Origin of the sequence: Pseudoalteromonas rubra (assembly GCF_005887115.1) — a bacterium.
Classification (GTDB): domain Bacteria; phylum Pseudomonadota; class Gammaproteobacteria; order Enterobacterales; family Alteromonadaceae; genus Pseudoalteromonas; species Pseudoalteromonas rubra_F.
On the sequence record NZ_PNCJ01000015.1, the window covers coordinates 280,439 to 291,191 of the forward strand.

A 10,753-nucleotide genomic window follows, 5' to 3' on the forward strand; every position below is an offset into this window, starting at 1 on the left:
CGAAGAACAACATGCGAACACACCCAGCTCTTCATTGTTATGTTGCTATTGCACCGCGCTGATATGTCCGGTCGCAGTGCTAAGATATGTATAAATTCATAGCCTGACTTACGCGTCAAGCTCACTGCCGTTTAATGAACGTAGTGAAGAAGCCGGGCACACATATACACCGCTGCAACCGTCTTTATAGCCAAAGTCATAGGCCAGTTTGAAGATATGATGGAGCAGCTGCACATCTACAGCGTCTGAATTCATATTGTGAATGTTCAGATTGATACCCAACTCTGTCAATGCGTCATTTTTCATCTTATCAGTCCATGTTAAAAAGTATTGCAAAGTGTTAAATGTTTCACGCAAACGCATTATTATGTAATCTGCATTTTTTTTCTACACTTTTGTTTCTAAAAATTATAAATTTCATAAAACAGATCAATAAACCTATATTTTTATTGATTTTATTTTACCCCTCACTTCCACCAACCTACCCATAAAGCCCCCTCACCCCCAGACAACCATCGACCAATCAAAAATTTAACAAAAAAAACATCGGTTAACATTGGAACCAGGAAGAATCATTCTCTACGCATTGGTTTTATACAGACTCCCCGCCTGGCACTCAACGTTACAGCCATCTCAATCATCTTCAATGGGTTTATTTATACCCCACACATCGGGACAATAACATGACGATTTGAGGAATTATATGTTTCAAAATGTACCGAAAGGAACTGTATCAACTAGCTCCAACACACAGATTTTCTGTACTATTGACGTCTACTATTATGATTAATTTATAGATTTTGTTTTTATGAATTGGGAAAGAAAATTACCATAATTTGATGGCTCTTGACTGTCTCAGTATGAAAAAAGCGTCCTTTATTTGCAGAATTGCAAAACTGAAATATAGCTCCCCCTGCATCAGAGAAGGTAATGTGACTCTGGGATATGACAACTTTAGGCCCTGTTTACATGCCAGATTATTCAGATAAAAATACCCAAAAAGTGCACGAAATTAATAAGAAAATGCCTGTCTGTAAGCTATAATTGTGCGGATAATACTGATAGCGATACGTCGCAAGGTGCAATAATAAGCCATCAAACAACGGGACTGAGTTGGTGCGATTATGCCGCTATTATCACTGATACATACGATAAAATACTGACATAATCGCCGTTTTTCAGCTTATGACTCTTGTTCTAGGTAAGCAATAACACATTCCAACGCCGCTGAGACGGCTTTCTTATCTTGCCAGTCCAGTGTTGGCCAATCCACTCCACAGGCCAGTTGCGTCACATCTTGCGTGAGTAGTCTTTGCAAGGCCGTATGTGATGCAAACGACGTGGTGATAAAGGAAGATTTGCTTTTCGCAGGCTGCTTTTTAATCCCCTGTAATTGCTGTTCAATCAGCTCTGAAACTGCACGTTTGTCCATGGCATTCAGGGTCGACTTATTGTGCGCTTCTTTATACTGGGATTCCAATGATAAAATCAGCCGCTTCATTTTTATAAAAGAGTAACTACAGCCCCTTTCATAGGCTGACATCACCACAGGGTAGCGAGATAGCACCTTGTAGTTATCATACGCCCCCATTGAAATGCCAAGCTTAGGGACTATTTCTCGTACTGTGAGACGCGACAAACCGGATTGTAAACGTGCTTTATTTAACTGTTCGATCTCAGTCAGCGCATTTGAAAATGCCTGTAACTTACCATACTGAGGCAAGTCTTCACGGCTGGCATTTTCCTGAAACTGCTTCACTTTAGTAAGCAAGGGCTTACTATCATAGACTTTAAACTGGGCCGCAGCGCCATACCCTTTTGCATATACCAGTGCAAAAAAGCGACGGTGGCCGGTTAGAATTTGGAAGCGGCCGTCCTCCAGAGGATACAAAGTGGGTGCCTGGATCATCTCCGACACAGAAATGTTGTCACCCAACTCGATGATCGAATCTATGGTCTGAGAAGCACGCTTCCAGTCTTCCGAGCCGTGTTCCAGACAGTTAATAATGATAGATTTGCCAATCAGGACGTGGTTTTCGCCCTGATAAAGCTTTGTGAGTTGTGCCTTGCTTAATTTACGGGCCACAAACAGGCGCGCATCTTCATCATCAATACATATAGAAGGTAAAAACCGGCCATTGGTGGGATCCGGAACAACAGAGCTTAAAAAGATACTCTTGTACTCAAAAGACTCATCATCGAGTTCTGCTTTATTGTTCAGGTTGCTCAGCAGCATTTGTTCTAACATATTTATTACTCTATTGACTACTGACTCTGACAGCCAGCAAGACGCTCACCAAAAGCTAAAAAGGCTTTATCTGCCTACTTTCATGCCGTAGTGTAACTGAAACAATCCGTTGCAACAATCTACGCGATTCAGCCCGCAGAGCCGACTAAATTAAATGCCACATTTTGGTATCGGTCAAGGCTGCAGGCTACTATATTTGCCTTTTACAAGGCATCTATCAGATTTTTAATCGCTAGTTCCTGCGATACTTGGCCATCTATGTAGGGCTGCAAATATCGCGCTAACTTCGTCAGCTGGTCCTGGCGCTTTTTATATAACCCTTTCCAGGCGACATAGGGCACAAAGTTATGGCCCTGAGCGGCCAGTGATTGCCGAGTTACCTCACCGACAATATAAAACAACATGGGGTGCCACAGTGACTTAAAGGCTTCTTGCTTGCCCTGCAGTTTAGCCTGACGTTTTAACGTCTGATATAAAGGAGAATCAGGGAAGCTGGTATGCGCCACCTCATGAAATACCATTTCAAGCGCAAACCAGTCTTTATAACCCTCCTGAAATGTATTGATAAACGTAAAATAGTTCCTACCTGAGGTAAATGCGCCAGCGTGCGCAAAAGGCCGGGCAACGGTAGAAACCTGATGTTGCTCCACCACAATCACGTCTGTTCCAAATATGTCACTCAACCGCGAGCAAACACCGTCGCCATACTCATTGAGTAGTGCGATGCTCTGCTCAGTCCAGGCCATATTCTGAGCTTGATGTTGTGGCCATATCTCGTCCCGATAGCTGCTCATCACCGCGAAATAGTCACGCGTCAGGTTGTTGACTGGCAAATCGGTCATAACATTATTGGGATCCAAAAGATGCTGAGTCAGTTCACTTAATTCCGAGTCGCTGAACAAAGGGTGATATCTGGGTTGGCTTGTTAGTAAACGATACTGCTCAATGGCGGCATGCCATTTTTGCTGATCTTGGTCATTGAGTCCGCGAGGAAACACACTGGGGTTGCGCGCCAGAAAACTCAGGTAAGCATGTAAGTTGTCCTCCGCTTTATTCCTAAACACCAGCGCTTGCTCGTTACAGTGCCAGCTTGGTTCCGACGCCTGCGCAGATAAGGGAGTGTGTAAAACAACACTCACCATAGCGGCAAGTAATCCGATTTTATTCATTATGCTTTCCTTATAATGTCTATCGCTGTTAGTCGCGATTAAGCGTACCTTATAATTATACGCCGCCAGTATCCAATCGGTAAACTGAGCGGTCCATGAACGATGTAGATTCTATTTAATCGAACAAAACCTTCAATATTTGCAAATATCATTCTCTTGATACCATTGCTAAAGTGACTTCAACAGGCAAACACAGCGCATTGGACTAACTTTAACTGATGGCGCAGGCAACGAGGTTTTTATGCAAATTATTCGTATCAATAAAGCGCAGGCTACGCAGGATGGTGCAGGCGTAAACATCACCCGGATTGCGGGCTTTGATGGTAAAAGTTTGGATCCCTTTTTGATGATCGATGAACTGAAATCAGACAACAGCAGTGACTATATGGCTGGTTTTCCACCCCATCCACATCGAGGTATTGAAACTTTTACCTACATTCGTAAGGGCGGCTTTGAACATCAGGATCAGATGGGCAACAAGAAAGCCATTCGTGCCGGAGATGTGCAATGGATGAGTACCGGACGCGGCGTGATCCATTCGGAAATGCCACTGAGTGATGCCGAACAGGGTATGCACGGTTTTCAGATCTGGCTCAATATGCCTGCCAAAGAAAAAATGCGCGCTCCCCGTTATCAGGATACGACAGAGCACAAGGCTCCCGTCATAGTCACCCACTCTGGCGCTGAACTCAAGGCACTGGCAGGAGACTGGCAACTTGAAGGGCAAACAGCCAGCTCACCGATAAATGACTTAGCAGGTAATGGCGCCATTGCAGATGTGGTTTTACCCCCTCAGCAACAGATCTCGCTGGATATGTCGGGTTTTGGCAAAGTGCTGATCTACATTCACACGGGTAGCCTGGCCGATGCACGCCTGAGCGCCACCTACCAGCTGGAGCTTGACCCATCTCATCCTGTAGAGCTGCAAAGTGGCGAGCAAGGAGCTGGCATGCTGGTGCTGGCAGGCCAGCCAATCGGGGAGAAAATTGCCCATATGGGGCCGTTTGTTATGAATACACAGGAAGAGCTACATCAGGCCGTGCGTGACTATCATGCCGGTAAATTCGGTAGCATTTAACGCAGAGTCAGAATTAACCAAATTGAGAGGACAAGACAATGGGACGATTGATTGAAGGTAAATGGCATGATGTCTGGTACGACACTAAAAGTAACCAGGGCAAGTTTCAACGTGAAGACGCCCAGTTACGCAATTGGGTAACCGCCGATGGCAGTGCAGGACCGAGTGGAGACAGCGGCTTCAAAGCTGAGTCTGGCCGCTATCACTTATATGTGTCGCTGGCATGTCCCTGGGCACATAGAACCCTGATCTTCAGAAAGCTAAAGCAACTTGAGACCCATATCGACATATCAGTAGTTAGCCCGGACATGCTGGAGCACGGCTGGACCTTTGATAAAGAGACGCTTAGCAGTGGCGACACGCTATTTGAGCAAAGCTATATGCACCAGCTATATACCCGTAATAAAACAGACTACTCTGGTCGTGTGACTGTGCCTGTCCTCTGGGACAAGCACACCAACCGAATTGTCAGCAATGAGTCGAGCGAAATTATTCGCATGTTCAATTCGGCTTTCAATGAACTGACGGGCAATACCGATGATTACTACCCCGAAGCATTGCGTCAGGACATTGATGAAATCAACGAGTTTGTATATCACAAAATCAATAACGGAGTATATAAAGCAGGGTTTGCGACAGAACAAGCAGCCTACGAAGAAGCCGTAACGGCCTTGTTTGAAGCCCTTGAACAGTTGGAACAACGACTGAGCAAGCAGCGCTACCTGGTGGGCGATACACTCACCGAAGCAGACTGGCGCTTGTTTACCACACTGATCCGTTTCGACAGCGTGTACCATGGCCACTTTAAATGTAACCTGAAACAAATCGAGGACTACCCGAATCTTGCTGGGTATATTCGTGAGCTATATCAGTGGCCGAACGTGGCCGAAACAGTGGATTTTTACCATATTAAGCGTCACTACTATTTTAGCCACACCATGATCAATCCAACCCAGGTCGTCCCTGTCGGCCCGGACATAGACTACACACAGCCGCACAATCGCGGATAACCGCTTTGCCTAAGCCACTGTAAACCCCGTTTACAGTGGCTTGTTATTGCCAAACCCCGTCACACGCATTCCGGTTCATATATCACTTTCCCTGACTTGGCGTTTAACGATGCACTTTAGATAAAATTGCTGGAATAGGAAATCAATTGGTGTAAAATTAGCCACAGTCTAACGTGAGTTTTAAGGAGCGAAATCATGAAGGCAAGTAAAGAGACCCGTAAAAAAACCGCCAGCAAAATAGGTATTGGCATGGTAACGGGCTTAGCCGTCGGTACGGCCATTGGTGTTTCATCGGAAAATATTGCCAATGGTGTGGCTCTGGGCATCGCAATCGGCGTGGCAGTAGGGATGCTACTGGATATCAACAGTTAGACAGCAGCGGAGCCAACTCAATCCAGGTGCTCGATTTTTTAAGGACAGCCACAGTGCCGCTATTGCACTTTTTGTCTGCGCAGTATGCATTGTCTCGTTGCTGGGCCTGTCTTGTGGTCGTGTCTGCTTTGAATTACTTTAGCTACTCTGCAGAGCAATTTTTCAGCCTGGCAACGCTAAACCTGTTAGTGGGACTCACCTTTGTGATCCTAATGAATGACTATAAACTGGGTCTGCCCATGTATGTTGGTCCGCCTGATTACAAGTATCCTGACAAGCCTGAATTCAAGCAACGACGACATACATGGTATGTCATTTCTGCCTGCGTATTTTGGTGTTGTATTGGGATTCAGTCAGCCATGCTGCTGTTCCATTCAATAGCATTAGTTGTTTAAATACACAGACTTCACAGTTCAGTCATTTGCCGTTTATAGCTCAATCACTTATCATTTCCGCGGCGATTTCAAACGCTTTTTCCAGGTTGCTGCGGCCATCTTGCCCGGACAATTTATAGCGACTGGGACTATCAATATGAAAAGCCCGGTGCTCCTCCAGCATTTTGATCCTTAACATCTCACGCTCTTTTGCACTCAGGTGATTCTCGTGTAATTTGTCCAGCTCACCTGTATCAAGCCAGATACCGCCACAGCCCGGACACTCGTCAATCTCAACGACACGTAGTGGACTGAAATAACGGCGCATCATCACAATATCCGGACATTTAGGGCAGTTGACTCGGTTACTTTCATCGGCCAGTGGAGCTGAAAACTGGCGTAAGTGCTTGGCCAGCACCTCTGCACGCAATTCAGCTGGATTGGTGAAATTAGCCAATACCTGATTGTCAAAAAAGACGCCGCCACTTTGTTCAGATATAAACACCTCAATACCACCCACTTTGACCTTTTTCAGTGGGTGTAAAGTTCTGGGACACTGCATATTTAAACTCCAATCTTCTTGCAATCGCTGTACTCATTACCGAGCCACAGAGCAAAATAGTATACTTTTTGTGTCCAGGTTTGCAAAATCCAAGCATTAAGTGCCGAATTCCTTTGGTTTATCAAAAAAGTAGCCTTGCGCATAATCCACCCCCAGGTCACGGGCAATATCCAGTTGCTGTTGAGTTTCAATCCCTTCGGCCAGTACCTTACCGCCATACAGGTGTACCGTATCAACAACCTGTTTGATCTCCTCAATAATCTCAGCACCATAATCGAGCCGACTGATAATGGTAATACAGAGCTTTGCAACGTCGGGCTTCACGGCATTGATCAGTGCCAGCTCGAAAAAGCCGCAGCCAACATCATCTAACCAGAAGGTATAACCCAGCTGCCGCAGTTCAGTCATTTTTTGTTTGATGGGAGCCCAGTCCTCGACGGGCAGATGTTCTGTTAATTCGATGCAGATCAGATGAGCATATGGATAACAACACAGCGTATCCGATACCTCTGCATCAAACAGTAATCCCGGAGACAGATTAACAGTGAGCCTGTTAGAATGACCGTCCAGGGGCGCACAATCACAATGCTGCTGGTGCGCAGAAAAATGTGTCATAAGCGCGAGCTTTTCCATATCAAATTGCCGTCCCTGTGCCATCGCGGCACCAAATAGTTTATCCGCCCGATGTAATTGTGACTCTTTCGGGCCCCGGATCAGGGCTTCATAGCCAAATATGCCCTCGCTTTGCACTAACTGAATTGACTGCCAATACGGGAGCAGGTTTTTGTTGGCAAAAACCCTCAGCAGCGCTTCTTTACTATCCGGGTAAAGCTCATTTAGTGCGCAGGCTGCCCCAGCACGAATAACCTGCTCTTCCTGTGGTTGCTCCGTCACAACAGCTGAACTAATCTGAATCTCAGCCTCATGGACAAGCTGATTATCCAATTCTTTCAATAGGTGCTGTGCAACGCACTGACTGCACACTCGTTCAGCTTGTTCCCGCGTATCAAATTGCGCGGATTCGAACCACAACTCGCCCAACTCAAAAATGTCTTGCTTCAGCCCTGCTTGTTGATTCTGAGACAGTAAAGCGACCAACGCATGCCACACTTTCTGCGCTGTGGACTGGCCGATACGGTTGATGATGTCGGGCCATCCCGACAAAGAAACTAAGGTTAAAGTACGCAAGTGCCCTCCGGGTAATTGCTGCTGGTGTTCGTTTGCAGTATAGCAGGGCAAATCGTGAGTAGCCGGATCAAGGCGCACAGTCTCCAGTTATCATCTCCATAAAAATCATAAACATTTCAGATAACTAAAAGAGTGTTCTCAAAATCAGAATGCTTTATTCGGATCTTTGTGGCATCCGCCCTAACGTTAAGCTGTTACCATCTTCGGCAGTACAAAAATCACTTTGGAGTAACATTATCATGGGCATTAAAAATACCGCGCGTGACTATGGCACAATAGCAAAATGGCTGCACTGGGGCACAGCACTGTTATTTCTGGCGGCCTATGTGAGCGTCTATTATCGTCAGTGGTTTACCGACGCCCAAACTGCACAAAACTGGACCGCACTGCAACTGCACTTGTCTTTTGGTATTTCGATTGCGGTGATCGTCACACTCAGAGTTATCTGGCGATGGTTAAATACCTCACCTGCGGCCGAGCCGGGACCCCCCATAGAGCACCTGGCAGCTCATCTTGGCCATTACGCCTTATATGCCGTGATGATCATTGCGCCACTCACGGGATATATCGGCACGGGCGTGGACACCGAATTTTTCTTTCTGTTCGACATTCCTAAGTTTGAGAGTACCGCGGCATTTACGGTACTCGTCGAGCATGGCATGGGACTGTCATTTGCCGAATTTGAGCAACCCATCGATTTTATTCACAAGGAAATTCTGGGTGCCTGGTTGATTTGGATGCTGATCTTAGGCCATGCCGCTGCAGCGCTTTACCATCACTTTGTAAAACGTGATCGAACTTTACTTAAAATGACACACGGTGGCGAGCGCTAGACTCGCCTTAAGGCAACCCCAGGTAAACAAACGGCCAACTGAGGAAAATGAGTAAAATTTTAGCGTTGTTTTTTTATTTCTATAACAGGTAAAATCCGGCCAGACAGGAGCACATTTATTAAGGAAAACAATGAAAAAGCTACTTTTACCCTGTGTTATCGCCGCAACGTTTGGTGCCAAGGCCAACGAACAACAACTCCCACACACATTCCAGGCAAATACTCCGGCTAAAGCCGCGGAGGTCAATGAAAACTTCAACTACCTGTTACAGGCAATCACCACCGCGGATGACGATGCTCAAACGCAAATTGGCATAATCAGTGGCACGCTAACACTGCTGGGGCAAAGCTTAGAACAACAAGGCCAGACACTGACAGCAACCAGCAATACGCTCACAACGCACGGTGGCAACATCAGCATGCTGCAGTCGCTAAGCAACACGCAATCTGAGCAGCTCACTCAGTTACAAACAGCCTCGGCTAACCACACGGTCTATTACGGCGAGCTGGCGAGTGCCCTGGCAGCCCAAAGCAGCAGCCTCAATGGACTCAGTAGCCAGCTGAGCGACCTGCAAGCAGGTTTGCAAACAACCAACTCTCAATTAAGCTCAACTCAAGGTACAGTCCGTGCCCATGGTGAGTTACTGACAAGCCAGGGCACATCACTTGCCAACAACACCAACCAGATCACCCAGCTGAACGCCCAACAAACCGAGCAAAGTGCGCGCTTAACTCAACTAAAAGATCAGGTGTCTACTTTCAACACCACTCAGAGTACGCTCAATCAGGCGACCACTACCCAGATGAGTGCGCTCAATGCACAATTGGGTGACCTGAATACACAAGTGGCCAAGGCAGAAAACCAGGTCACGATAAATACCGGGCAAATTAGTCAACTGTCCTTAGAAGCTGCAACTCAGCTGGCAATCGTTGCAGAGCTGGAAAATACAACAGCCAGCCACTCAACCTCGTTGACGGCCTTGACGGCTGAACAATCAGCGCTGTCAGCTAAGCAGCAAAAACTGGATCAGGATCTGAGCGCACTGGACACCGGTGTTATGGACCTAAGCAACGCCGTTAACAGCAACACCAGCGCCGTTGCGTCTATGAAAACATCAGTTGATTCGGTGCAAAATACCATGACACAGCACAGTGCCCGGCTCACTGAGTTGGAAAAAGAGCCTGAGCCATACCCAACCTATGATGAGATGATTGACCCTCATAAACCCGAGCATGAATTTGTCTATAACTATCGACCGGCTTCTCTTGGACAGGAAATAACAGTGGGTGATCGGCAGTATAGAATGTTTAGGCTTCCAGTTATAGACATGGAAACCAACCGGAAATATGGTATCGATCTTCCTCTGGGTGGCCCTAGATATTACGCAAACTTGAATACAAATCACAATTGCCAAACCTTCAAGCATCAGCCATCGGTTGATATAGGAGGTGGTGCAAAGGCGATTTTCTCAATCCGTTACAACGACTACCGCAACTATAACTTTAGTAGTGGTGAGTTAGAAACTCGGTACTACGGCACCAATGGAAGTGTCAGTGTAGACATCAAGATTGGTAACTATACCTGTTTCAGTTTTTGGGTAGGTGATAGCAAACGTTTAGATGAAGGACAAGCTGAAATTCAACCAGGCGATTACGATCTGACTGATAATGCCGAGTGGATCACAAAAGGCGACAGAATGGATGAGTTCCCGGATATGAGTGAGTTGGGTCACTATATCCGTGTTGTTGCGCTGTAAGGAAGCCATTATGATACGTTTTATTTCGATTTTGTGCCTTAGCCTGGTATTGACGGCCTGTGGTGGTGGCGGAGGCTCAGATAACCCATCGTCCGGCAATACGGCATCAGGCAACCAAAACGCTGCCAACAAAGGTAGTACAAGCGGTGATACTGACGGCGGT

11 protein-coding genes are annotated in these 10,753 nt (G+C 46.4%); 6 read left to right on the forward strand and 5 right to left on the reverse strand.

Annotation, left to right across the window (positions count from 1 at the left end; all coding sequences use genetic code 11):
- Window positions 1-108: 108 nt before the first annotated feature.
- The 3 genes from CWB98_RS11640 to CWB98_RS11650 all read right to left on the reverse strand — a co-directional run bounded on the left by CWB98_RS11640 (window position 109) and on the right by CWB98_RS11650 (window position 3,417).
- Window positions 109-306: a hypothetical protein gene (locus tag CWB98_RS11640; RefSeq protein WP_138545037.1), complete on the reverse strand. Its 198-nt coding sequence runs from the start codon at window positions 304-306 to the stop codon at window positions 109-111.
- An 877-nt stretch (window positions 307-1,183) separates the two neighbouring features.
- Window positions 1,184-2,248 carry a hypothetical protein gene (locus tag CWB98_RS11645; protein WP_138545038.1) on the reverse strand — a complete coding sequence of 355 codons (1,065 nt, stop codon included), beginning with the start codon at window positions 2,246-2,248 and terminating at the stop codon, window positions 1,184-1,186.
- Between the two features lie 203 nt (window positions 2,249-2,451).
- Entirely contained in the window at window positions 2,452-3,417 is a 966-nt protein-coding gene (locus CWB98_RS11650) for a hypothetical protein (protein ID WP_138545039.1), read from the reverse strand.
- Window positions 3,418-3,658: 241 nt separating this feature from the next.
- Here CWB98_RS11650 and CWB98_RS11655 point away from each other — a divergent pair, with 241 nt between their 5' ends.
- From CWB98_RS11655 to CWB98_RS11665, 4 genes are all read left to right on the forward strand, one after another.
- Window positions 3,659-4,495: a pirin family protein gene (locus tag CWB98_RS11655; RefSeq protein ID WP_138545040.1), complete on the forward strand. Its 837-nt coding sequence runs from the start codon at window positions 3,659-3,661 to the stop codon at window positions 4,493-4,495.
- A gap of 38 nt (window positions 4,496-4,533) precedes the next feature.
- Window positions 4,534-5,505: a glutathione S-transferase family protein gene (locus CWB98_RS11660; RefSeq protein ID WP_138545041.1), complete on the forward strand. Its 972-nt coding sequence runs from the start codon at window positions 4,534-4,536 to the stop codon at window positions 5,503-5,505.
- A gap of 195 nt (window positions 5,506-5,700) precedes the next feature.
- Window positions 5,701-5,877 (forward strand): hypothetical protein, encoded by a 177-nt coding sequence (locus CWB98_RS23955; RefSeq protein ID WP_171045636.1) that lies wholly within the window; start codon window positions 5,701-5,703, stop codon window positions 5,875-5,877.
- A 53-nt stretch (window positions 5,878-5,930) separates the two neighbouring features.
- On the forward strand, window positions 5,931-6,272 hold the full coding sequence (locus CWB98_RS11665) for a hypothetical protein (protein ID WP_138545042.1): 342 nt from the start codon (window positions 5,931-5,933) through the stop codon (window positions 6,270-6,272).
- A gap of 40 nt (window positions 6,273-6,312) precedes the next feature.
- Here the strand turns inward: CWB98_RS11665 and CWB98_RS11670 are convergent, their stop codons facing one another.
- Window positions 6,313-6,813: a zf-TFIIB domain-containing protein gene (locus CWB98_RS11670; protein ID WP_138545043.1), complete on the reverse strand. Its 501-nt coding sequence runs from the start codon at window positions 6,811-6,813 to the stop codon at window positions 6,313-6,315.
- 96 nt (window positions 6,814-6,909) lie between these two features.
- Window positions 6,910-8,079 carry an EAL domain-containing protein gene (locus tag CWB98_RS11675; protein ID WP_212751135.1) on the reverse strand — a complete coding sequence of 390 codons (1,170 nt, stop codon included), beginning with the start codon at window positions 8,077-8,079 and terminating at the stop codon, window positions 6,910-6,912.
- Between the two features lie 161 nt (window positions 8,080-8,240).
- On the opposite strand from CWB98_RS11675, the gene CWB98_RS11680 reads away from it, so the two are divergent.
- Both CWB98_RS11680 and CWB98_RS11685 read left to right on the forward strand, forming a co-directional pair.
- The gene (locus tag CWB98_RS11680) at window positions 8,241-8,834 is read left to right on the forward strand and encodes a cytochrome b (RefSeq protein WP_138545044.1); all 594 of its coding nucleotides are present in this window, start codon (window positions 8,241-8,243) and stop codon (window positions 8,832-8,834) included.
- Between the two features lie 130 nt (window positions 8,835-8,964).
- Entirely contained in the window at window positions 8,965-10,590 is a 1,626-nt protein-coding gene (locus tag CWB98_RS11685; RefSeq protein ID WP_138545045.1) for a hypothetical protein, read from the forward strand.
- Window positions 10,591-10,753: the final 163 nt, after the last annotated feature.

Excerpts from the sequence above, each read along its gene's own strand:
- CWB98_RS11640 (WP_138545037.1), bottom strand. The coding sequence starts at position 306 with ATGAAAAATGACGCATTGACAGAGTTGGGTATCAATCTGAACATTCAC.
- CWB98_RS11645 (WP_138545038.1), bottom strand. The coding sequence starts at position 2,248 with ATGTTAGAACAAATGCTGCTGAGCAACCTGAACAATAAAGCAGAACTC.
- CWB98_RS11650 (WP_138545039.1), bottom strand. The coding sequence starts at position 3,417 with ATGAATAAAATCGGATTACTTGCCGCTATGGTGAGTGTTGTTTTACAC.
- CWB98_RS11655 (WP_138545040.1), top strand. The coding sequence starts at position 3,659 with ATGCAAATTATTCGTATCAATAAAGCGCAGGCTACGCAGGATGGTGCA.
- CWB98_RS11660 (WP_138545041.1), top strand. The coding sequence starts at position 4,534 with ATGGGACGATTGATTGAAGGTAAATGGCATGATGTCTGGTACGACACT.
- CWB98_RS23955 (WP_171045636.1), top strand. The coding sequence starts at position 5,701 with ATGAAGGCAAGTAAAGAGACCCGTAAAAAAACCGCCAGCAAAATAGGT.
- CWB98_RS11670 (WP_138545043.1), bottom strand. The coding sequence starts at position 6,813 with ATGCAGTGTCCCAGAACTTTACACCCACTGAAAAAGGTCAAAGTGGGT.
- CWB98_RS11680 (WP_138545044.1), top strand. The coding sequence starts at position 8,241 with ATGGGCATTAAAAATACCGCGCGTGACTATGGCACAATAGCAAAATGG.
- CWB98_RS11685 (WP_138545045.1), top strand. The coding sequence starts at position 8,965 with ATGAAAAAGCTACTTTTACCCTGTGTTATCGCCGCAACGTTTGGTGCC.